The following is a 23,156-nucleotide window of genomic DNA, read 5'->3' as shown; positions in this document are numbered from 1 at the left end:
ATTTAGATAAGTAACCTGCCCATTTATTAAAGGGCACTAAAACCAAAAACCGTCTCATTTAATGAGACGGTTCGTAGTGGGGATGATGAGCGTCACTTTCGTTCCTTCGTCGCGGACGCTTTCAATTTGGAATTTCCCTTTTAATTCCTCCATTATCTGAATGCACGTCGCCACACCTAATCCGTTTCCATCCGGTTTGGTGGTATAAAAGGGCATACCGATATTTTTTAAATTCTCGGGACTGATGCCTTTTCCATCATCGCTGATCACTAATTTTACATATTGGGACACCGAAGTCTGTTGCACTTCAATCTGCCCCCTTGCTTCGATGGCTTCACAAGAATTATTCAAGACATTCAAGAGAACCTGCCTTAACCGGTTCCTGTCTGAATAAACAATGACGGATTGTGTCACCCTATCAATTATTCTTACATGATAACTCGGGATTGAGGCAGTATATGTATCTATAAGTTCATCAAGGAAATCCTTTAAATCGATTTTTTCCCATTCCAGTTGATGTGGTTTTGCCAAATCAAGAAGTTGTGTCACGAATACATTCACCCGATCCACTTCATGAAGCATGACATCACTATATTTTTCTATTAATGTTTTATCATGATCCTGGCTCTTCAAAAGTTGGAAAAAGCCCTTTATTGTCGTCAGCGGGTTCCTGATCTCATGGGCGACACCGGCAGCAAGCTGGCCAACATATTTCAATTTTTCCGTACGGACGATTTCCTTCTCACGATCTTCTATCGTTTCCATCATTCTTAGAAAGGCAAGGTTCAATTTTTCCATTTCCTCGAAGCTTCTTTTGTCGGAAATGATGAATTCCTTTCCTCCAATGAAATCCTCTGTCGCTTCGACAAGCTCCTGAACTGGCCGCACGAGGGTCTTTGTTAGTAAATAGACAGCCAGAATGATAGATACAAAAACGATGCTGTAGATGGTCAGGTACCGTGTTAATAGGTCATTCAAAGGTTGAAACACCTGTTTCTTATCAGCACCCACTACAACAAACCATTTATTCTCCGTTTCTGCTATCGTATGAACAGGCTGGATGGAATATATTTTTTCCCCATTCTCTGCACTGTACAATTCATCCGATAACGAAGCTTCCATCAGCTTATCTTTCGTTAATCCCATTTCTTTCAAGGCAGAATCCTGCATGACGCCCTGCGGGTCTTTTTTCGAAATCATGATACCTTCTTGATTGATCATGAAAAAGTTCACTGGGTATTTATCGCTAATTTCATTAGCCTTTTTCTCTATCATCTCCCAAAGGCCTTCCAATCGGAAAGCTGGAGATACGACACCGATCATTTTCCCTGCATTATCATATACCGGCGCACTCAGAGCTATTATGGGTTCTGAGAAAGTCCGGGTTTTATAAACGTCAGAAAGGAATTCATGACCCTCTATGGCCTCTTTGAACCATATTTTATTCGCTAGGTTGTCCCCGATCATTTTATTGGATGTATCTGCAATGACATTTCCTTTCATATCCAAATGCAAGACACCGTAATAATTTCCTTTTGCATCGATAAACTTTTTTAGTTCATCTGACTTCTCTTCTTTTGAATAGCCAGGATTGATGATTACCGAATTTGCACTCATTAACTTCACATCACTGATCCGTTCGTTCAAATAGCTATATGTTTCATTTACTATATTCAGTGAACCTGCATTCAGGGCATTTTTTGCTTCCTTTTCCAGCAGGGATCTTTGTGATCCATAGGATATGATCCCCAATATCAGAAGCGGAACACTTGCTATAAGTAAAGAATAAAGCAAAATTCGGGTTTGAAGGCTTTTAAGCATCCTTCCGATCCTCCCTATTCCTGATCTCCCAATATTAGTCCTTCTTCTATTTGGACATACTGTTCCCACGCTTGATCGAATACTGACATACTTTCGAGATAGTCTGCATTCAATTCCAAATAACTGCTCAGTTCATTATAATCAGTCGATTGTTTTGGGAAGCCATGATCCTCATAGGCATGATTGGCAAATATAGTGATTGCATCAATTTCCTTTGGTTGTCGAAATTTCATTAAATATAAATAAAATGGTCTCATGATGTCGAGCCCCCCCTAAAATAACTATGATTTCTGCTTTAATATATCGGAAACTTTCGCTTCCGTCCACTTTTTTAAAAATCAATTTGGTTTTTTCTTCCTCATTTTATGAAATACACGATTTTTCAACATAAAATGCATTCGTCATATTACGGAATTACACTTAAATATCGTACTCATTCCATATTGATTACATCCTTACGATAAAGGAAACGAAGTCCTTCAATCTTGTTTAACCTACTTCTTCAATCAAATGCCCAAGTCCCATAAAAACACGCGGAGCATGTTCTGTCATGCAGCTTGAAGGATGGCGGAATTTCTTCAGAACCTTATGATCCAATTTACCCTCAGGCTTTCATTTTGTGAAAGGGAAAATCCCCTTCATATAAGATAGAAATAGTGGTTTACACTGTTCTGTCTAAAATGAGGGGATTTATTCATATATGGAAAAGTAATAAACCCTGCCACTAAAAGTCAAAGTAATTACGTTTCAACAGCCTTTTCATGTTCATTAACTCACTGTACTTCGTTTGTTTTTCAAGCTGTTTCGAATCAATTAAAAATAGTTGATTTTCAATTTCCTTTACTATTTCATCACTTTGAAAAAGAGCATCGCAACTCTCACAATGAGATGAAGGGGTTTCCGTAATTTCAACCGCCCTCGTACCATCCGGCAGTTCCCAATACACAGTCCCCTTTACTGTTGCAAGCTTCCCTTTCTCACACCATGGACACGTCTCCATGCTATTCATCCCCCTTTGGAGTGCTCTTTTTTTGCTGTGCCTGGAATTTCTTTTCTTTTAACAGATCTCGCTTTTCACGTTGGTTTTTCAATGATGCATGCTCTGGGTTGGTCACGTAATTTTCCCGTCGATTCATTCGCTTCAGCCCTTCAGGCACTAAATTGAATTGCTTGTCGTTCATTAAACCCGATACACCTATATCTGACTGTTTTTCTTCCATATCAGGATATACCCCTTTGAAATAATCATCTGCAAGTCCTGGTGTATATTGCTCAGGTTCTGGATATGTGGTTATCACACCTTCAAAATTACGCAGCACCGTTTTTGTAGGAGATTGTGAAAGGATATAATTCGGCTGCAGTGTGATTTTCCCTCCCCCTCCTGGAGCATCGACGACGAAGGTAGGTACAGCATACCCTGATGTGTGGCCTCGGAGCCCCTCGATGATTTCAATCCCTTTTGAAATGGGAGCCCTGAAATGACCGATGCCTTCCGATAGATCGCACTGATAAATATAGTAAGGGCGGACACGGATCTTAACAAGATCATGCATCAGCTTTTTCATGATTGCGACACTGTCATTTATCCCCGCTAAAATAACTGCCTGGTTGCCCACTGGTACACCTGCATCGGCAAGCATCTCACATGCTTTCTTTGACTCCTCAGTAATTTCTATCGAGGTATTGAAATGAGTATTCAGCCAAACCGGATGATATTTTTTTAAAATGGCACATAAATTTTCAGTGATTCTTTGAGGAAAAACAACCGGAGCCCGTGTACCTATCCTGATTATTTCAACATGAGGAATTTCCCTTAAGTTTTTGAGGATATATTCAAGGATCGTGTCATTGATCAATAATCCGTCCCCGCCGGAAATAAGGACATCCCGAACTGCCGGTGTGTCACGTATATAACCGATTGCAGCGTCCAATTGTTTTTTTGGCACGCCCATGCCGATTTGGCCTGAAAAGCGTCTTCGCGTACAATAACGGCAGTACATGGAGCACTGATTCGTCACCAAAAAAAGTACGCGATCAGGATATCTATGGGTCAGTCCCGGTACAGGGGAGTCCTCATCCTCATGAAGGGGGTCTTCCATGTCATATTTGGTTTTATGCATTTCTTCCGAGATTGGGACCGATTGCATTCTGATTGGACACCTTGGGTCATCTTTATTCATTAACGAAGCATAGTATGGGGTGATATTCAATGGAATGGTTTTTGTGGAAATCCTCACACCTTCCTCTTCATCCGGAGTCAGGTTTATCACTTTTTTCAAATCATCAACAGTTCGGATCGTATTCGTAAGCTGCCACAGCCAGTTGTTCCATTGTTCTTCGGTAACATCTTTCCATAGCTCTATATCTTTCCAATTGCGATCTGGCTTATATAAGTCAAATAACATGGTTATACCTCCTGAGTTATGATAGTAGTATTAAATGCAAGAAGGGTGCCAAAATGACCCAAAAATTCGAAGGCCCATAAAAAAAACCGGACTGCTGGCTGCATCCGGACTTTTTCCATTCAAATATGTTTTTTTATTTTATATTGCAAGGTCTGTCTTGGAATTTGCAATAGCTTCGATGCCTGGAAAACGTTACCGTTCGTTTGAAGAAGGGCCTCGGTAATCAATTTCGTTTCCATCTCAATCATGGCCTCACGAAGCGGAAGTATTTTTTCTGATGAGGAAGTGATGCGCTTTTTTAAAAACTGGGGCAATTCTTCAAGGTTCAAAACATCATTCTCCGTATGGTTCATCATGAATTCTATCGTATGTTTAAGCTCCCTTACGTTTCCAGGCCAATGATATTTCCGAAAAAAAACCTTTGTCTCCTCATCCATGCCTTTTATGGACAGTCCTAATTTACTGTTAAATATTGATATGAAATGTTCAGTAAGAAGCTCTATATCATCAATCCGCTCCCTTAGCGGAGGCAGCTCGTAGCTCAATACGTTCAATCGGTAAAATAAATCCGGCCTTAGCCTGTTTTCCGATACTGCCTTTTTAGGATCTATATTCATCGCTGCCATGATCCTGACATCCACCTGTACACTCTTTGGACCGCCTATCCTCCTGATGAACCCATCTTCAAGCACACGCAGAAGCTTTGCCTGCAAGTCAATCGGCATCGATTGCAATTCATCCAAAAACAAGGTTCCGCCGTTGGCTAATTCAAACAATCCCTGGCGTTCCATAGCACCTGTGTAGCTTCCTTTAGCGGTACCGAATAGAAGCGATTCCAATAAATTTTCTGGTAATGCCGCACAATTTTGCGCGATGAATGGTTCTTTACTGCGGCTCGAATCCTGGTGGATGCTTTGAACAAAAAGCTCTTTCCCTACACCGCTTTCCCCATAAACCAATACTGATGATGAGGAGCGGGCTGCCTTTTTCCCTTGTGATATCAAATCTTTAAACCCAGTATCACTTGTCATGATTTCAGTGAAAGAATACAATCCGCCGTTCCCAGGTGTTTTCCTTTCAGGACTTTTGATCGTCTTGAGCGAGCTTTCCAGGTCAGCTAACCTTTCAGATAATTGCTTCAAGCTTGAATAATCCTTGGCAATTTCTATTGCACCTATCATAAACCCATCAACATATATGGGGAGCGTCGTATTTAACGTCTCAATGATTCGCCCATGTGCATTTACATACGATTGACTATAGTTGTAGATTGGTTTTTCAGATTTAATGACCCGGAGTAAGGTCGATGATTTATGATTCAAAGAAGGGAAGGCTTCAAGCAACGGTTTCCCTAGCACCTCACTTCTTTTCATCCCATCATGATTGGCCGCCACTCCGTTATAAAAGATGGTCTGTCCTTTTGGATCTATCACATGAATGCCTTCATCAATGGTTTCTAATATCGCTTCCAACACTTCACTTGTATTAAAAAATTCACTTGGCAAGATATCCCTCCTTAAGACCTTCTTGCTAGATGTATATGAGGAAATGCCAAAAACTTGTCATGAACCGCCTAAAAATGAGCATTCAAGTAAAATTTTTCACCCAAAGGTTCATGTCTTCCATTTTATCGAAAATATAACAATTATTGGCCAAACGTCCGCGGTACGAGTATCCATGCTGATGCAATGCAGCATTCATGCCGAATGAGAGCGACCGGGCAATCGAATAGATACAATAAATTCCATGTGAAATAAGATAGTCTTCAAGCGCGAAAATCAAGTGTTTCATCAAGCCGTATTGCCGATGTTCCGGCAATGTCGCACAGTCAGTGATTTCTGCATTATGGTAAAAGGAATCAATTTCTGCGGAAGCAGCACTGACGATCCTCTCTTCATGGACATAAATATAAAAAACCGTTCCCATTTCCATGCACTTTTTCACATATACCGGATCATTCATCGGTGTGGGATACACTTCGAAAACCTTCCCATACAATTGGGCCAGCTGAAGTGCATCTGTAACTTCTGCTTTACGGCCTTGATAGGCTGACGGCGGATCATCTATTCCTGATTTTATCGGCAGACTCTGAACATCGGAAAGGATTTGATCTTCCTTTTCCCATTCTGCACTGTTGCGCCTTTCATTCCGGTTATACTTAACGAGGAAGAAACAATCGCTTCCCAAAAAGAATTTATCGATGCTTCCTTCATATAAAAAGCCCTGAGCAAGCAATGCCATAACGTTTTCCTTGCGTGACTTGAAGATGATTTTTTCTGCTGATATGCTTTTAGCAACCTTCAAAGATTCCTCCACGCATTCTTGAAAATGACCTAGATAATCGTCAACCCTTATTCGCTTATTAAAATGGTCGATCGTAATATGTATGGTGCACCTTGGCTTTTGAATTCTTTTTTCAATGATTCCAGCCTCCATTTGTCCCGCTCCTTTCACATCTTCGAAAATTGTTGCGAAAGGCCTGACCCTTCCTGGAATCAGACCTTGGGAAAAATGATTATTCCTGGTCCACCCCACACCATTCAATAATGGTCAATGCGATGATTTCCGCAACCTCCATCATTTTATCCACCTCTATATATTCGTTCGAATCATGGGCCATCTTCGTTTCCCCTGGTCCAAACACAACTACGGGGGTAGAGCCAACCGATGAAAGATACCCTCCATCCGTCGCCCAAGGGGACGCTTCGACAAGCGGTTCTTCCCCTACCACTTTTTCATAGTATGTGCCAATTGTCTTCATGAGCGGGTGATTTATTTCGAGATTGCCAGGCAGCCATCTGGCCCCAAACCATTCTAATTCAATAGGTTTTTCTTTGAACCATGCATCACTCTGGTTTAAAGCGTCTATTCGCTCCTTCAGCGATTTTTGTGCCTCATCCATGGTTTCTGTCGGGGCGATGCCGAATCTACCTTCCAGAACGGCTGTATCCGGCACGGAGGAAGGCCAATTCCCGCTTTGAATGCTTCCTATGTTGATTGGAATGGGGATAGGGACATTTTTATAGAGTGAATGACGGAGTGACTCATTCCGTTCTTGTTCAAGCATCTTGATTTCTTTCATTACACCAACCGCTTTATCTATTGCACTGACTCCTTCATACCTCGTGCCTCCATGTGCAGACTTGCCTTTTATTCTTAGTCGAAACCACATCGAACCTTGCTGTAAAGGGAATAGTTTCATATTTGTAGGCTCCGGAATGATTGCACCATCAGCTTTGTACCCCCGTAAGACTGCCGCAAGTGTGCCGGCACCACCGCTTTCCTCTTCAATCACACTCTGGAATATCACATCTCCCTTCAATTGGATTCCAGATTCGACGATCGCTTCAATGGCCAGCAATAAAGATACATTGCCGCCTTTCATATCCGTAGTTCCCCGCCCGAAAACTTTCCCGTCTATTAACTTGCCGCTATAGGGTTCATCGTGCCATGCTGCATGATCTCCTTCAGGAACTACATCAATATGTCCGTTTAAAATAAGGGATTTCCCCTTGCCTGTTCCTCTTTTAATAGCCACAAGGTTCGGATTTCCTTTAAAATCCCTGCGGTCGCAATAAAAATGGGGATGTTTTCTTAATTGTTCATCCCCGATTTCCCAAAGATCTATTTCTAGACCAAGTTGTCTGCACTTCTCGACCACAATGGCTTGTGCACTTCCTTCTTGCCCCCTTTTGCTCGGTTCCTGAACCAGTTTTTGCAAAAGCTGAACCCCATTCATCCGATGTTCATTCAACCATGTTCTTATTTTTTCCTCATACATATGCATTCTCCTCTCTCATTCTTTTAAAATATGGATGTTTTCAGAGACGGTAAACGAGGCTTCGGTCCGATGCCTGATTTCCTGAATGCTGGACGTATCAAATACATCAGTTAATAGGAGGCCCTCCGAAGTTACGGAAAACACGCCTAATTCGGTGATGATCATATGTACGCATTTCTTGGCAGTTAACGGCAACGTACATTTTTTTACTAATTTTGACATGCCCGTTTTATCGTTATGTTCCATCAAGACAATGACCTTTTTTGCCTTTGCAGCCAATTCCATGGCACCGCCCATGCCTGGCACCCGCTTTCCCGGTACAATCCAATTAGCGAGATCCCCCGCTTGACTTACTTGAAGTGCTCCTAGAATCGTGATATCCACCCTGCCGCGCCGTATCATCCCAAATGCAACAGTACTGTCGCAGTAAGAAGCACCGGCTCTAATGGTGATCGGCAGTCCCCCAGCATTGCAAAGATGTGCATCTTCCTTCCCCGTTTCAGGAGTACTGCCAATACCCACAAGGCCATTTTCAGCATGAAACATCACTTTATGGTCATTAAAAAGATGATTCGGTACAAGTGATGGAATGCCAATTCCCAAATTGACCAGCATCCCATCGCTTATTTCTGCTGCTGCCCGTTTCGCTATTCTATTTCTATCTTCGGTTCCCAAACCCATTTCCAATCGACTCCTTTTGATGGAATGATATAATCCACAAAGGCACCCGGAACAATGATGTCCTCTGGATCCAAAGAGCCAAGCGGAACGATTTGCATGACTTCGACTATAGTGATTTGTCCGGCCGCAGCCACGATTGGATTCGTGTTCCTGGCACTTTTATCAAATATTAGATTTCCATAAGGATCTGCCATTTCTGCGTAAACAATGGCGATATCTGCAGTTAATGCCGGTTCCACCAGATAATTTTTCTTACCTAGCTTTACGGTTTGCTTGCCATCCCGGACGATATCGGCATCAATTCCAATATCAGTCAATATCCCACCTAGTCCCATCCCTCCGGCCCGGATTCGTTCGACAAGAGTCCCTTGCGGAGAGAACTCCACTTCGAGTTCTCCATTGTTCATTAATAGTCCTGCATTTGGATTGGAACCGATATGGGAAACGATGATTTTTTTTGCACGGCGTTGGGTGACCAGTTTTCCGATTCCGATATCAGGGAAACCTGTATCGTTCCCAATCAAGGTTAAATCCTTTATACCTGATTCCAAAATCAGATTGATCAATCCCGGAGGCGTCCCTATGCCACCGAACCCCCCAAACAGGATGGACTGATCATCTTTAAAGTGATGGCGGACATCCTCCAAACGACAAATCTTCTGGAATGTATTTTCCACCACTATGACTCACTTCCTTGTTGTGATGGCCGTTTACCTATCGATTCATTAAATTGCCCAAAAGTTATATCGGCTCTCATTAACAATTCAGCACACTCCTCTTCCGTTATCGTTAACGGAGGGGAGATGATGATGGCTGCCCCGGTTACACCGTCAAGTCCCGCTGCTGCGGGATAAAGAAGTATTCCATTCCTCATTCCCAATTCAATGATTTCACTGGTCACGTCGGCTTCCTTCGGAAATGGGACCTTCGTTTCTTTTTCCTGGACAAATTCGATGCCAATCAATAAACCTCTCCCGCGTATATCACCGATAAAGGAATACTTCCCTGCCAACTTTTTCAGGCCCCTAATCAGGTAATTCCCTCTGTCGGCTGATTTCTCGACAAGTTCATTTCTTTCGACATATTCTAAAACGGCCAAAGATACCGCACACGATAACGGATTTGCACTAAGCGTATGACCTCCTATAATTGACTTCGAGCCTTTCATTATTGGCTCCATCACGTTTTTGGTCATTACTGCGGCCGCTATCGGGGTATACCCCCCACTCATACCTTTACCAAATGTTACGATATCAGGTTCCACATCCCAATATTCGGAAGCAAGCATCCTACCGGTACGTCCAAATCCGGTCATTACTTCATCGGCAATGAATAAAATATCATTGTCTTCGCAGATTTTCTTGAGTTTTCGAAAATAACCATCAGGAGGAACTATGGCCCCTCCGGCTGCGCCGATAACAGGTTCTGCAATGAACGCCGCTATATTTTCACTGCCAATACGCCGGATTGATGCTTCCAATTCCGAAGCACAAGCCATTCCGCACGTATGTGGATCAAGTTGAAGTGGACACCGGTAACAATATGGAGGCGATACAGAAGGATATGATTCAAGCAACGGAGTAAATCGTTCCCGGCGAATCGGATGGCCAGACATGGAAAGAGCTCCCATCGTGATGCCATGGTAGCTCATCCACCTCGATATAATTTTCTGTTTCTTGGGCTTCCCTTTTTCCTGCCAATGCTGAATGGCAATTTTCAATGCCGTTTCAGTCGCTTCGGAGCCGCTGTTTACAAAAAAGCTGTATGTCAGTTCCCCTTTGGTCAATTCTGCAATTTTTCCTGCAAGTTTCTCTGCAGCATCGCTGGTGAATTGGGAACGATACACAAATGAAACCTGTTTAGCCTGTTTTACCATCGCCTCTATGATTTCCTGGACTCCATGGCCAATATTGGCTGTAACAGCACCGGAAGAAGCATCTAGGTAATCCTTTCCTTCTTTATCGTATAAAAACACTCCCTGACCATGACTGATAGTCGGATAGGCTCCTCCCAGGACCGGTTTGATTAATGAAGACTGCTCCATAAGCCCACACACTCCTTCTCATAAAAAACAAATGCAATATAGTAAAGTGTATGTCCAGATTAGTCAATCTTGCTAAGGAAATTGACCAAAGCATGTAAATGTATAAATTTCTTGGTTTCATGGGAGATGTCCAAAAAATGGCGACAAAAAAAGTGTATCCGCGAGATTTTATTAAAAGTCAAGAGATTGGTTAGAAACCCTTTATAACATTATATATTTATTTAATGTCACACATTAAAAGGGTATAAAAAAGAAGAATAGGTGAGCAGATAAAATATATGCTCTGTCTATCCTTTTTTGTGCTACAAATGACCACATTTACAACAACAACGAAATTTTATGTTGTTGTACTAAAGCACCTTTTAGTATGTAATTCTTTACACGTGTATTCTTCTTAGAAGATAAAAATCAATTAAACAGATGAAGATGCAACTATTTTCCGTAAAGAAGAAAAAGGGGACCACTATAAGCAAATGAAGATTTCGGTGGTGGATTTACTGGTAAAACAAAGGAAGAGATGGACTGTATTGTAAATGATTTATTAAGGAATTATTCTGGAGCAAGACTGATATCAGTTTAATTTAGAGTTAAAAAAATGTTTGCATTATTTGATTCTCAATGTAATTTTTAAATTTAATCGAAGCTAAACGGTTTATTAGTCTAGCTTCTTCTTTAATTTTGCTTTTTTGTTCCGCTGGCAAACAGTCCTGATCTACTCTTTAAGAATCGGCCTATCTGTATTAGGCTAATATTAATATAAAGATCAGCTTTGGATTGTGGATTTCTTGGGATATATCCAATTCGATGGACGCATAGAAAGTTCTAATATTACATCTCTTTCACTATTATTTAAAGAAAAATACCTTTCATTACCCTCAGTAGGATTATAAGTATATAACATTCGCTCCCCAGCGAGTGTTAAATACTTAATTTCAACTGTTTTAACAATTACCTCTGATAAACCCTTAGTATATAGAGGAATAAATACCTCCTCATTTTTTTCTAAAACCGAAATATATTCGTTTATGTAATAAGTATGGGTTTCACTTATATCAGTAAGCTCGATATTAATACTCCCATCTAATATGCTCTCAGGAACACCCAATAAACTTATTTTATAGAAGGTTGTTCTTAAATGCTTTTTTAAGGCAATTTCCTCAAAATCTTTGGTTAATATAACTCTACTATTAGGATGGATATTTACCTCTTTAAACCCTACCAGTGAGTTGAATTCCTGTAATAATATATATGATCTATTCGCTTTTAAATATTGCTTGTTATCTTTTTCTATCTGATGCTGATACTGTGACTTTTGCTCCAGAAGCTGTTCAGTATGAAATTGACCTTGTTTTTGAAGTTGCTCGTTATGTATTTCACTTTGTTTTCGTATTTGTTCATTATGTAACTCCACTTGTTTACCAATTTGCATTTTTGCAACCTGGACAGCAACAATAGCACCTATTAATCCACCAATAATACTTCCTACGTAATTTCCTAAGAACCCAATCCAATCATTATTTGCTTCAACAGGAATCCTGGTTTCACCATTGATAACTGCATTGATTAAGATCGGAATTAAAACGACAAATAAACAAAGCAAGATAATTAAATAAAGGTATTTTTTAAAAAACTCTTTCGACGTCACCCAATCCACTCCTATTCCCTATGTTAGTTTAGACACTCAAAGGTATAAACCCAAGCATCAATACCATTGTACAGGTTAGTGGAAATAAATTACACATTTTATTTTAAAAACATAACTGCTCTTTTAGTTGCATAAAGGGAAAACTACATTAAAGATGGTTCCAATCTTAAGCTAGCCAATCTGTTAGTTTTGACAATGAGAAATCCTTTATTTAAATACGTCTATTGCATTTCGTTTGCTTTAACAATATTCTGGTATAAAATGGTTGGTGACGGCATAAATGATGCACCAGCCCTTGCAACAGCGGATTTGGGGATTGCAATGGGTGGAGCTGGAACAGATACAGCAATGGAAACAGCTGATATTGTTTTAATGGCTGATAACCTTGAAAAGCTGCCTCACACAATCAAACTCAGTAGAAAAGCTTTACAAATTATTAAACAAAACATTTGGTTTTCTTTAATTATAAAGTTTATTGCACTAGCTTTGATCTTCCCAGGATGGTTAACTTTATGGATTGCTGTTCTAAGTGATACAGGTGCGGCCATAATTGTAACTTTAATTGCCCTTCGCCTATTGAAAGTTAAAGGTTAACATCATTAAACAACCAAGATACTTTTTTAATAAGTTCGCATTTCAAATAGAAAACTAGAATATTTAATAAAAAAACTCGTCTAAATTTGACGAGTTTTTTTTATTATTCATTACTTCTTATCCAACGAACATCATCTATATCAAAGCCACGAGAACTTAAAATAGAAAAGAAAAATTCTTCATCTAGGTATTTCCCCTCCTTGTTATAATACTCTTCTACAAAAGCACTAGAACCGTGGAACCTCTAAAGAGATCCCTAAATTATATTTTTAGTTGATTTTTTTAAAAAGGTAAATCATCTATTATTATAGAGCGTACCTTTCTTACTAAATCCGTAATGTCATTTTCTCCGTTATAAACAATACTAAGAATTTGAAAGTCATCTGGATAGCGAACTGATTTTTTTATCATTTGTATCCACTCATAAGCTGTTATAGCAGCAGTCCATTCCGGTTCTTTTCTAAAGTCAGTTATTTTTACTGAACAACTACCAGACTGTAAGAACTTAGCACTGTTCGCAAACAATTGAACCTCAATTTGAATCTCCATTTGTATACTCCTGAATCTCTGTGCCTTTTTTGTTTATTCTTCAAACATTACAAAGCCCTCCTAAATTTTAAGGTGGGCTTTTTTTAATCCTCTACAATCACATCAATAATCTCTTTAAATTGAATATACTCAAAGGAACTATCTTTCTTCTGAATACGTAACTCTTTCGTGACAGGATGTATGTACACACAATACCCGTGCAAATCATATGGACTTTCCTCGTTATGCAATGTAAAACTTAGCCGTAAATGATATTCCATCGCATAATGAATGTTGTTTTCAAACTCTTCAACTTGGTATTCATCAAGGGCAGGCTTTTTATTAAGGAAGTAATCAACCTCTAACATTTTTTTATTTAAAGCTTTATGTTCTGGCATAATCAACGCTGCTTGCCATTTAACGAGCCCTCTATCACGAATTGTACTCATCAGAAAGATTCCTCCTTTACAACCATTATATACGAACTAACGCTCTTATAAAAGACAAAAAAATGCCTTCCCCAAATCAGGCTTGAGAAATGTTGGTTTTTGAACAAATAAAAGAGACCACTTATATTGTGGTCTTCCTTTATGCCCTATGGAACTACGTACCCGTTAGTCGAATAAGAAAAAGGCTGCAACAAGTAGTCAAAAGGAAAGCCCCTGTCAGTTTTGAAATCATAATAAATGATATTCTAATACTCTTTAAATAAAATCAGTAAAAAAATCCACTTATTAAATTGGATTTTTCGCCTTAAATGAATTGTATTCGCTTAATTCGTTTAAAAAAATTATCGGACTAGCACCCATAATATCCTTATATATATAATCACGATTTTGGTCCATTGGTGTATGAATAGTATGGACCGCAAACTGATTTTTTTGTTTAGGGGTAAAAATTCTAGTGGAAACGAAACTATTATCAGCTACCCTTTCTCTAGTGCTAAGTCTTAAGCCGAAGCCATTGCAGTCAAGGTCAAGAATTTGTTGATATTCCTTATTTGGATATGGAAATAGCTTGTTATCTTTATTAAATTCACTATTAAATTCAGGTCGAAAGTAGCCTATTAAAAGTGCTTCAACAGCAGTTAATAAATGTTTGGGAGTAATATTAAAATTAATCATATTTTCCTTATGCTTTTGGTTTAAATCATCATTAACAACTTGATATATCACTGATTCAAGACTGTGGATCTCAATTTCTTCATCAATACTAAATAACATTAGCCACACATCTTCGCCAGGTGAATTGAATAATTTTGTTAAAATCTTTTGGAGTGGTTTATGTTCTTCAAGTCTTTCATATCCATCAGTTGTTGCTACATCGCCACTTCCATAGCTTTGACCTATGTATAATACTTCTAATCCAATCAATCTGCATAAAGCCTCAACCGTCTTAGCCTCTTCAATTTCACCATTTTCAAAGTGTAAATGTCTGAGTTGGTCAAATGCTTCTTGAAGAACGATGGCTGCATTAGCCTCATAAACTAACTTGCCTTCACAATCATAAACCTCAATTTCTTTTTTATTGCTAACTAATTTATGTGAGAATGGACTTTTATTACTATCGAATGTTAATTGTAAGACTACTGGGAATGGATGTCTCTTTTCGTCTTCTTCATCCACAGTGAGAAGGATTTGGGTCTTAAGTTTCTTTTCATCAGTTATGGTTAGGAAATCTTTATCAAACCTCAAGATTTTCCTTTTACAAATTGCATACAAGTGATACTTGTCCTCTTCAATTAGTGGCTTTATTTCTGTCTTACGCGTTAATGGGACAATAAGTGTGGATTTAATTTCTATATGAATTCCAAATTCTTCACGGTATTTATACAAATGGATACCTCCTAGTGGTAAAAAATTGTTACTAATAAGAGAATAGTTTCGACTCCTATTGATTGAATTCCTTCTTCAACAAAACTGCCCCGTTAGTTCCATAAGAAAAGGCTGCCTTGAAAGCTTTAATCTTCATTAAAGCTCTGTTAATTGAACAAGGAAATATTACTTTTCATTCTCATTCCCCAGCCAATTTTGCGTTAATAATATGTTCTAAATAACGATTTTATAGCCACACTGCTTGTCTTCTTAATCTTCCTTCTACGCCTATTGAATATTGAAAGTTAAAGGTTAAACACAAAACTGATATCCGCTTTCAGGGTTGATTTAGATTCGGAATTTATGGTAAGTTTGGCCTTGTGCACATAAAATCCAATCCTTCTGAAACAGGTTTTTATCTAATTATTTTTCTCGGCCTATGTAGGAGGTAGTGTAATTGACAGATTTTCAACTTTCCATATATATATATTCTTTCATCAAAACATCTTCGTGTATAAATTAAACAAAAAAACAGTTAAATTACTCAACTGTTTTTTTTTGTTTAATTTATATTTTCTTAACCTTGGAAAAAAGGTTCAGTATGTGTGTAATTGACAATGAATAACGGATCCAACTGATAATGGAATGAAACAGCCAAACGATTTGTTGCTGTAAGTTGAGTTATTTGTTCCTGTATTTCTAGTCCATTTTCGTCTAAACCTTTTGTTTCAACATCGTTAACTGTTACGCCTTTAGGTGTGATCACTGTTAATTGAACAGAACTTCCGTTAAGCATACGAGTTCCATCGAAAGGTAAACGAATTTCAAATTGATAGCTTCCATTTGCTTGAGGGAAAATCTTATAATCGTAACGAAGTTCATATACATAACTACTACCAGCTTGAGTAACTTGGGTAAGTTGCCCTTTTAATAATGATGAGCGTAGTAGTAATTTTGCTACATCTTTTTCTGTCTCGACTATATTGCCTGATATAGCATCAGCTAAAACATCTTCAGTACCTGTTAAAAGATCTGTTTCTCGATAAGGTCTGAATTCTAAACCGTGTTTTTTTATTAGAGCGATAGCTTCATTGGATAAAGAGGAACCCGATGGTACATAGTATTCGTCGGTTAAAGGAGCATCTGTGATAATCGTAGTATGCACCATTACTGTGTCGTAAGAGTTGTTAAAACGTGAACCGCCGTGAACCACTACTGTTGCTTCTTGCATTTTAATATTAGGCATAAATTGTTTTCCTTCTTTCCTTTTAGTTTAGTAGAATAAGTAGCAAATCAAATTCATCACTTATAGTTCACTCGGTACAAAATGTTTATTTATTTGCCATTATTTACATAACAATTATATCCTAATTTATATAAAATTGGGTATAATTATGTAATATTTTATCAAAAATTAACATTTTTGCGTGTTGTTTTACCGATATAATTTATAATTATAGGACGTTTCATCTACACGTACTAAAGGAAATTAAATTCAGCTTCGGTTTTTCACCAGATACCTCCCCTTATAAAAGCAAACTAATTCCACAATAAGGGTAATAAATCTTCTTAAGCAATCCTGCCCCGTTAGTTTATTAAGGAACTTTATTTCATTTCAGGCTTAATTCTTTGTTAAAATTCCACTTTGGTAATGCCCCAAACCTCATATTCTTCCCCGAATTTTTCTCTAACGTCCATAGCCATTAAATCGGAAATTACGTTGTAATCATCATTTATATCTTCGCTGAGAACTCCTTTTACTGTGTTCCACTTAATAAAATTATCATCATCATCATAAGGGCTAATAATGTAAAAATACCGGGTTTCAAACTTTGTTATCATTGTTTCCTCCAGGATGAATTTTGGTTTCAAATCCGAGATTAAACGACAGTAGATTCGCAGGTTAAATAGTTGCCATAACAAAAAGAAATGTAAATGTGTAAATTGGGACTATCCAAATTTAGCGATAAAATAACCCTTTAACATAGCCAGTATTAAAATAAAATTGACTGCCTGGATGCTAGCTCCATTCTTTTATTCTTGTACCAGTTAGCTTGTAATACCTGATTTTCTTTCAACTATCATTGCCCCCCCACCTTCTTGCTTCAATATATTTGTCAGCTTGGATTTCGTCATCAAATGGTCCAAGGACATCATATTTTTGGCGGTTACCGTGGAAATTGGTTGAGTGTGTTAATCTTGCTGCGGCTCTTGCATTTTCTAAAGATCTTCTTGTTATAATGCCTAATACCTCAAAGAATCCGTTGTCAGTTGTGTATATAACAAATACTTTCATTTTATTAAGACCGTTTTGATACTGTTTAATTAAATCCTGTGGAATTACATCTAGAGTTTTTTTTACACCTATGTTGAAGATAATTAATTTCAAAGCATTAAGTAGTTTTTCATCATCATAAAGAAGTGTACCTTGCCTCGGCATTTCCCATTTTTCGGGTAAGTAATATTCTACAAGTTCACTTTTTATTTCTTGTCCTTCTAGTCTCAACTCTAGTGCAGGTAAATTCTTTTTGTATTCGTACTCTTTTTGATAAATTTCCCTGAGCTGATCGGTTGAGTAAGGTAATTGCTCAATTATATCTTTATCCTCTTCTAATTTCTTTTTCAAATATTCCTCAAAATCGGACATAATCAATCTCCTTTCGAAGTAACCCATCTTTTTCAAGGGTAACATTTCAACACCAATAAATGCTAAGGTTGGAGGAATTTTTTAAGATTATCTTGTATGTCCGAATCCGAAATAAATAAATTTATAACTTTTTCAATTGTTTCACTAATTGCTACCTTTCCCGATTAACGCCTCTAAAAAACACCTCCTACGGTTCAGGAGGTGTCTTTTTAAATTCGTTATACTGTGGTTTCTTTTTTCCCACTCATAATCGGGATTAAATTCTTGCGGCTCCATTTCTGCTTCTTTATATGTAACGGGTTCATTTGACAACGTGACAGTTATTTCAGTTTTTTCTTTATTTAATTTTAGCTTTAGAAATGAAGTCTTGTTTGTTTTTTGCTAGATTTTATACCGGTTGTTTTGATCTAGAAGATTCTAACCCCCTCTTACTCCAAAACAAGATTATTGAAATTCCATATCTTCTTAGCTATACCCGCAAGGTAAACACTCCTAATATTTATTTCTTCAAAGGTCCACTTGTCTTCTTGGCAGATTTCTTTGGTTAACATAATTATTGATTGCTCATATTTTTTTTTCTTTTCAAGAAAGGGATAATTAGAAGCAGTAATATTTAATTCACTTCCAAGCAGCGTAAGGTTCCCAATTCTATTAACAAACATCGAATATTCAGAAGCTCTTGACCCGAGTTCTTTTTGCCACGTATTTTCAATGACTTTATTACTTTTCCTTACTAATTCTCTTGGCATAATATGTTCGATATGAACGTCACTCCGACCACTTATCGTTTTTTCTCTTGTGTTGTTTGTTAGAGCATTTTCTATCATTTCTAAGATATATTTCGTTTGTGCTGACCTTGTAAAATCTCGGTTCTGGAAGTTTAAATAGAATTCAGTATCAGATGGGGTTCTCCTCTTAAGATAATCAACAATATAAGAAACTGGCCTTTCTTTATTGAACGATTCTAAAGCCAAATGATTGTATATTCTATCTATGTCTCGCGTTGAAATATTACATATACTTCTTCGCAACGTAAAAACTTCGATAGCCTCCAAAATCGATATCAATTGTTCCTTATTAAGGTTCTCTGATAGGCACTTAATTAGAAGGGGATAGCTCGTAGTTGCTTCTATACGAACTATCGTGTTTAGCAGATCATCCACCTCCTTTATGCCTAATATTCCATTATACAGCTTTAAATACATTTCAGATTTTAACCATATATCTTCAACTAAAATCAATATATTATCAGTTGAATCAATCAACTTTTGATATTTCGAATAGAGTTTAGGTATTGGGACTACACCATATTCAATAGAGAACAAATAATGTCTAAAGAAACGAACCTTATCGTGTCGGACCGACTCAATATCCTCGATATTTTCAATAATACTATCCCATATTTCATTGCATTCTTCCAACATTGATTCGTTGGCTGAAAATTTACTTAGTAAATAATTCTTAATCAAATCAACTGATGAAAGGGATAACCCACGGTTATTTAGGGTTTCAAAAAGCCTAAACGCGTCATAATATGAATCAGTAACCATTAATACAAGATCCAGTGACCCCAATAACTTTGTATAAATGTGCTGCCATTGCAGTTTACTGTCTTGCAACTTTTCTAAATAGAAATTATAAGCTTGAATGATTTTTTCAGTTTTCATTTCTTCCCTATTAATACTTTTTTCAACTAATTTTTTGAATAGTTTGTTATCCTTCCTTCCTAATATTAGCTTGGCTTCAATTTCATCTATTGTAGAACTTTTTAAAAAGTAATTATTTATGTAGGCAGCACGATCCTTATCAATTTTTTCTGCTAAATCACGAATTGCAGTTAAAAGTATTAGAATGGTTGTAATTCTTTGTTGTCCATCTACAACCTCAAAATACCCAAAACCTTTTTGCCGCTCTTGGCTTATGGTAATTATAAAGCCTAGAAAATGTGTTTGATCACCTTCTAACCTGATTAAATCATCCCATAAATCATTCCATTGATCTTTACCCCAATTGTATGGCCTTTGATACAGAGGTATTCTAAAGACTTCATTAACACTACCTAATAACTTTCCAATACTAAGTCTTTTTGTATCTATTGACATTCTCTCACCTCTACGATCAACTTCTAATGACCATTATATTCAAATTAGAATATTTCTAAACATATATTATTCTATTTCGAATAAATCGCTTATTTTCATCACTTTTTTGCTATGATATCTCCACTAAAAACAAATTAATAAAGAATATAAAAAGAAAAATGAGGTTTGATAATGATGAATTTGGGTGAAAAATTACGTGCATTGAGATTAGAAAATGGTATATCTACCACCCAACTTGAACTTCTATCAGGAATAAGTCAGTCAAACATTAGTAAAATTGAACGAAATGTTCAGTCTCCATCAGTTGATACTCTTCTGAAAATTACTGAAGCACTAGGAACTTCTCTTATTGATTTATTTGATATTAGTGATGATTTTCCTACCGATTTAGTGAACTTGGTTAATACAGCAAAAAAATTGACTCCTCAGCAAAGAAAAAAGGTTACTGAAATGATTCAATCATTTTTAAATTAGTATTATCGTGGGACTTATTTTGTTTAAACCAACAAAAGAGACTAGTCGTTAGTCTCTTTTTCTTGGTGATTATATGTATTTTAGCTGTGTTAATACTATCTAAATGCAAAGTTTTATTTTAACCTAGCCTGATTTATAGAGTTCATCATTTATTTTATTTGTGATAACGTTTATCCTTTTTTTCCTTTTGTCTATACCGGTTCATCAAATCACCTGAAACAGGCTACTAAAAAGGAACTAAACCGCTTATAACAAATATATAGGCGGTTTTTCACGTGCAAATATCAACCCCTCGGTAAACGTTGCTTGTAACATAGATTATTTTAATGCTCTTCGTAAATGTTCTTTTAGCGATTTATCATCTAAATCCCTATACATATTCGCCGCAACAATGTGTAAAGAAATATTCGGTTTAATTCCCAAATTAAAAACCTTGTCTTCAACCATTGTTTTAATTCTGCTATTCGGAGACGACGTAAAGATAATAAATACAATTTTAATATTTGTCTTAATATGGCTTATAGATTTTAGCAGTCTTTCTAAAGCTACAATAAAGTGGATTGGAAATTCACCAACCTTAATTTCAATAAATACTTCTTTATACATTGATTTACTGTCATTATCACCCACAAGTATGTCTGTTAAAAATCTACTTTCACCCTTCTTAGATTTATACTCTCTGCCAAGTTCTATCGTAAATCTCTCTGGATCAAAATACTCTTTAACAACATAACAGGTATACAGCTCCATTATGTATACTCTTTGATAATTAAGTTGATGCGTAAGATCAGAAATTTCCTCAATTCTATAATTTTTTTTATTTTTAAATGAAGAGAATTCTGTTCTTAACTCCATAATATGTTCAATTGTAAACATTGTACTCGGATAAATAATTTTTAAAACTTGAAGATCTTTAACAATATTAAAAAAAGCACTTTCTTCATAATAGTATATTTCTTTGTGAATCCCTCTAATTAATTTCTCAAACTTTGTAACATCTTTTAAAAATTGTTTTTTTGTGAGGTCAAAGGTATCATCTTCTCTATAGATTTCAGAAAAAGCGTATGAAGTAGAGGTCACATCATACGTAAGAATACGACTTTTTTTCATTTTTTCTGCTAAAAGTTGTATGCATTCGCCTAATTTATCAATATAATACTTTGGGAACTTTGTTTTTAAATCCTCATCTATTTGTATATCTTCCAATTGAAAAGAAGCTGCACCCATTAATTTTACCTTTTCCGTATATATACAAAGTTGACTCATTAAAAAATCCAAAAGAGAAGTATTTTTTTTATCTACGTTCACTTTGATTACACTATTAATACAATCAAGGAATTTGGTATCAATTTTATATAATGGAATTTTTTCTCGGGATATTTTTATGTAGGGTTTTGGGGTATTAAGTGAACTGTCCCATTCAGCTTCTTTACGTAAAATATTTATAAATTTTCTTGGTATACGTTTTGATTTTAGAATTAAAGAGTTTAAATAATCTTTATAAACACTTTCATCTAATGTTTCATTCTGTGCAATTTTTAAAAATAAGGCTTCTAACTCTTCATCTTTCGGTAAGCTTATACGATATGTATCTTGCACGATACTTGGGAGAATTGCATCATCTACCATTGATGTTTTTTCTAAACGATTAGAGAAATTTTGCCCAGTAATCAATAGAAATGTTGCTTTACCATTTATTAAAATAGGCTTCAGTTCTCCAAGAAAGGTATCCAATTCATCTTCTTTTTCAAATTTATCTAGCTCATCCAAAATAAATACTATTTTAACACCCATTTTTGTTATCTTTTCTATATACTCGTTTAGTCTTACTTCGGCAATCTCTTCATCATACAGCGTTTTTATTTCAGTTTGACCAATTGTGTTCTTTGTAAAAGACTTACCAATCTTAAATGTAAGAAAAGAAAAAAACAGGGATATCAACGATACTAGGACAGTTGCATATGGTACATTTTTGGGATCTGCTCTTATAGTACTAAGAAATGAAATTAACATTCCCCTTAGGAAATCAAAACCATAAAATATCGGAACTAATAAGAATATGAATAATAGAATTACAAAATTTATAGAACTAGTCCAAGTAAAAGTATTTGTAGTTGTCTTTATTTGATTGTCTTCTACGGAATAAAAGGTTTTTTTGTATAAACTAGAAAGCTCATCATCAAGCTTTGTATTATTTTTCAACTTAACCTCTAAATTTTCACTACTACTAGAAACTAATTGTCTAATTAATTTGCGGAGAATATTTTCCTTTTTATCACCATTAACGAAATTACAGCTAACAAATAGTATTTCCTTGTCGTCTTTAAGTTTATCTTTTTTATTATATTCCTCTTCAATTTCTCTCTTTAAATTTTGAACGAGACTAGTCTTACCTACCCCTCTATAACCTGAAATAATAAAACAGGATGGAGCACCGTGTATAATTTCCTCTTTTAAGCCTAGATGATCAAATCTGGAACTAATTTCTATATTTTTTTCATTGGGAGCACCACTCAAATATTCCGCATCCAGATATATAACGTAATCCTGTTTGTCGGTAGATCCATTAGTTTTTTCCATCTTCTCCTCCATTTTATATAACGACCTAAATAAAAAAAGG

General features: G+C 36.7%; 20 protein-coding genes and 1 pseudogene. 2 read left to right on the top strand and 19 right to left on the bottom strand.

What is annotated here, in order from left to right; translation table 11 throughout:
- Positions 1-54 precede the first annotated feature (54 nt).
- The 11 genes from BS1321_RS24135 to BS1321_RS24085 form a co-directional block, all read right to left on the bottom strand.
- Positions 55-1,821, bottom strand: coding sequence for an ATP-binding protein (locus BS1321_RS24135; protein WP_063234399.1), 1,767 nt, complete (start codon positions 1,819-1,821; stop codon positions 55-57).
- 14 nt (positions 1,822-1,835) lie between these two features.
- A complete protein-coding gene (locus BS1321_RS24130; protein WP_063234398.1) occupies positions 1,836-2,078 on the bottom strand; it encodes a YozE family protein in 243 nt (80 codons plus the stop codon).
- 467 nt (positions 2,079-2,545) lie between these two features.
- Entirely contained in the window at positions 2,546-2,821 is a 276-nt protein-coding gene (locus tag BS1321_RS24125; RefSeq protein WP_063234397.1) for a YokU family protein, read from the bottom strand.
- Position 2,822: 1 nt separating this feature from the next.
- Complete coding sequence (gene kamA / locus BS1321_RS24120; protein ID WP_063234396.1) at positions 2,823-4,226, bottom strand: lysine 2,3-aminomutase; 1,404 nt, start codon at positions 4,224-4,226, stop codon at positions 2,823-2,825.
- A 119-nt stretch (positions 4,227-4,345) separates the two neighbouring features.
- On the bottom strand, positions 4,346-5,731 hold the full coding sequence (locus BS1321_RS24115; RefSeq protein WP_063234395.1) for a sigma-54 interaction domain-containing protein: 1,386 nt from the start codon (positions 5,729-5,731) through the stop codon (positions 4,346-4,348).
- An 82-nt stretch (positions 5,732-5,813) separates the two neighbouring features.
- Positions 5,814-6,662 carry a putative beta-lysine N-acetyltransferase gene (gene ablB / locus BS1321_RS24110; RefSeq protein WP_063234515.1) on the bottom strand — a complete coding sequence of 283 codons (849 nt, stop codon included), beginning with the start codon at positions 6,660-6,662 and terminating at the stop codon, positions 5,814-5,816.
- Between the two features lie 79 nt (positions 6,663-6,741).
- The gene (locus tag BS1321_RS24105; protein WP_063234394.1) at positions 6,742-8,013 is read right to left on the bottom strand and encodes a peptidase; all 1,272 of its coding nucleotides are present in this window, start codon (positions 8,011-8,013) and stop codon (positions 6,742-6,744) included.
- A gap of 9 nt (positions 8,014-8,022) precedes the next feature.
- Positions 8,023-8,688, bottom strand: coding sequence for a 3-oxoacid CoA-transferase subunit B (locus tag BS1321_RS24100; protein WP_063234513.1), 666 nt, complete (start codon positions 8,686-8,688; stop codon positions 8,023-8,025).
- On the bottom strand, positions 8,655-9,365 hold the full coding sequence (locus BS1321_RS24095) for a CoA transferase subunit A (RefSeq protein ID WP_063234514.1): 711 nt from the start codon (positions 9,363-9,365) through the stop codon (positions 8,655-8,657). The genes BS1321_RS24100 and BS1321_RS24095 overlap by 34 nt, the downstream gene beginning before the upstream one ends.
- A gap of 2 nt (positions 9,366-9,367) precedes the next feature.
- Positions 9,368-10,732, bottom strand: a complete 1,365-nt coding sequence (locus tag BS1321_RS24090; RefSeq protein WP_063234393.1) for an aspartate aminotransferase family protein — start codon at positions 10,730-10,732, stop codon at positions 9,368-9,370.
- A 763-nt stretch (positions 10,733-11,495) separates the two neighbouring features.
- Positions 11,496-12,377 (bottom strand): hypothetical protein, encoded by an 882-nt coding sequence (locus BS1321_RS24085; RefSeq protein ID WP_063234392.1) that lies wholly within the window; start codon positions 12,375-12,377, stop codon positions 11,496-11,498.
- Positions 12,378-12,638: 261 nt separating this feature from the next.
- On the opposite strand from BS1321_RS24085, the pseudogene BS1321_RS24080 reads away from it, so the two are divergent.
- Positions 12,639-12,971 (top strand): annotated as a pseudogene (locus tag BS1321_RS24080) (HAD-IC family P-type ATPase); the annotation flags it as partial.
- 282 nt (positions 12,972-13,253) lie between these two features.
- Here BS1321_RS24080 and BS1321_RS24075 read toward each other — a convergent pair.
- From BS1321_RS24075 to BS1321_RS24045, 7 genes are all read right to left on the bottom strand, one after another.
- Positions 13,254-13,520, bottom strand: a complete 267-nt coding sequence (locus BS1321_RS24075; RefSeq protein ID WP_063234390.1) for a hypothetical protein — start codon at positions 13,518-13,520, stop codon at positions 13,254-13,256.
- Positions 13,521-13,603: 83 nt separating this feature from the next.
- On the bottom strand, positions 13,604-13,948 hold the full coding sequence (locus tag BS1321_RS24070; RefSeq protein WP_063234389.1) for a YolD-like family protein: 345 nt from the start codon (positions 13,946-13,948) through the stop codon (positions 13,604-13,606).
- Positions 13,949-14,233: 285 nt separating this feature from the next.
- Positions 14,234-15,334, bottom strand: coding sequence for a hypothetical protein (locus BS1321_RS24065; protein ID WP_063234388.1), 1,101 nt, complete (start codon positions 15,332-15,334; stop codon positions 14,234-14,236).
- A gap of 556 nt (positions 15,335-15,890) precedes the next feature.
- Positions 15,891-16,559, bottom strand: coding sequence for a hypothetical protein (locus BS1321_RS24060; RefSeq protein WP_063234387.1), 669 nt, complete (start codon positions 16,557-16,559; stop codon positions 15,891-15,893).
- 386 nt (positions 16,560-16,945) lie between these two features.
- Complete coding sequence (locus BS1321_RS24055; protein ID WP_063234386.1) at positions 16,946-17,155, bottom strand: hypothetical protein; 210 nt, start codon at positions 17,153-17,155, stop codon at positions 16,946-16,948.
- 232 nt (positions 17,156-17,387) lie between these two features.
- On the bottom strand, positions 17,388-17,960 hold the full coding sequence (locus BS1321_RS24050) for a hypothetical protein (RefSeq protein ID WP_063234385.1): 573 nt from the start codon (positions 17,958-17,960) through the stop codon (positions 17,388-17,390).
- A 428-nt stretch (positions 17,961-18,388) separates the two neighbouring features.
- Positions 18,389-20,062, bottom strand: a complete 1,674-nt coding sequence (locus BS1321_RS24045) for a DUF262 domain-containing protein (protein WP_063234384.1) — start codon at positions 20,060-20,062, stop codon at positions 18,389-18,391.
- Between the two features lie 171 nt (positions 20,063-20,233).
- Between BS1321_RS24045 and BS1321_RS24040 the strand changes: the two genes are divergently transcribed.
- Complete coding sequence (locus tag BS1321_RS24040) at positions 20,234-20,536, top strand: helix-turn-helix domain-containing protein (RefSeq protein ID WP_063234383.1); 303 nt, start codon at positions 20,234-20,236, stop codon at positions 20,534-20,536.
- Between the two features lie 318 nt (positions 20,537-20,854).
- Here BS1321_RS24040 and BS1321_RS24035 read toward each other — a convergent pair whose 3' ends face one another.
- The gene (locus BS1321_RS24035) at positions 20,855-23,116 is read right to left on the bottom strand and encodes an ATP-binding protein (RefSeq protein ID WP_063234382.1); all 2,262 of its coding nucleotides are present in this window, start codon (positions 23,114-23,116) and stop codon (positions 20,855-20,857) included.
- Between the last annotated feature and the right edge of the window lie 40 nt (positions 23,117-23,156).

It is taken from the genome of Peribacillus simplex NBRC 15720 = DSM 1321 (assembly GCF_002243645.1).
Lineage (GTDB): Bacteria > Bacillota > Bacilli > Bacillales > DSM-1321 > Peribacillus > Peribacillus simplex.
Note: the sequence above shows the minus strand (reverse complement) of the source record. Positions and strands in the feature narration are given on the sequence as shown.

Excerpts from the sequence above, each read along its gene's own strand:
- BS1321_RS24135 (WP_063234399.1), bottom strand. The coding sequence starts at position 1,821 with ATGCTTAAAAGCCTTCAAACCCGAATTTTGCTTTATTCTTTACTTATA.
- BS1321_RS24130 (WP_063234398.1), bottom strand. The coding sequence starts at position 2,078 with ATGAGACCATTTTATTTATATTTAATGAAATTTCGACAACCAAAGGAA.
- BS1321_RS24125 (WP_063234397.1), bottom strand. The coding sequence starts at position 2,821 with ATGGAGACGTGTCCATGGTGTGAGAAAGGGAAGCTTGCAACAGTAAAG.
- kamA (WP_063234396.1), bottom strand. The coding sequence starts at position 4,226 with ATGTTATTTGACTTATATAAGCCAGATCGCAATTGGAAAGATATAGAG.
- ablB (WP_063234515.1), bottom strand. The coding sequence starts at position 6,662 with ATGGAGGCTGGAATCATTGAAAAAAGAATTCAAAAGCCAAGGTGCACC.
- BS1321_RS24105 (WP_063234394.1), bottom strand. The coding sequence starts at position 8,013 with ATGCATATGTATGAGGAAAAAATAAGAACATGGTTGAATGAACATCGG.
- BS1321_RS24100 (WP_063234513.1), bottom strand. The coding sequence starts at position 8,688 with ATGGGTTTGGGAACCGAAGATAGAAATAGAATAGCGAAACGGGCAGCA.
- BS1321_RS24090 (WP_063234393.1), bottom strand. The coding sequence starts at position 10,732 with ATGGAGCAGTCTTCATTAATCAAACCGGTCCTGGGAGGAGCCTATCCG.
- BS1321_RS24075 (WP_063234390.1), bottom strand. The coding sequence starts at position 13,520 with ATGGAGATTCAAATTGAGGTTCAATTGTTTGCGAACAGTGCTAAGTTC.
- BS1321_RS24070 (WP_063234389.1), bottom strand. The coding sequence starts at position 13,948 with ATGAGTACAATTCGTGATAGAGGGCTCGTTAAATGGCAAGCAGCGTTG.
- BS1321_RS24060 (WP_063234387.1), bottom strand. The coding sequence starts at position 16,559 with ATGCCTAATATTAAAATGCAAGAAGCAACAGTAGTGGTTCACGGCGGT.
- BS1321_RS24055 (WP_063234386.1), bottom strand. The coding sequence starts at position 17,155 with ATGATAACAAAGTTTGAAACCCGGTATTTTTACATTATTAGCCCTTAT.
- BS1321_RS24050 (WP_063234385.1), bottom strand. The coding sequence starts at position 17,960 with ATGTCCGATTTTGAGGAATATTTGAAAAAGAAATTAGAAGAGGATAAA.
- BS1321_RS24045 (WP_063234384.1), bottom strand. The coding sequence starts at position 20,062 with ATGTCAATAGATACAAAAAGACTTAGTATTGGAAAGTTATTAGGTAGT.
- BS1321_RS24040 (WP_063234383.1), top strand. The coding sequence starts at position 20,234 with ATGATGAATTTGGGTGAAAAATTACGTGCATTGAGATTAGAAAATGGT.
- BS1321_RS24035 (WP_063234382.1), bottom strand. The coding sequence starts at position 23,116 with ATGGAAAAAACTAATGGATCTACCGACAAACAGGATTACGTTATATAT.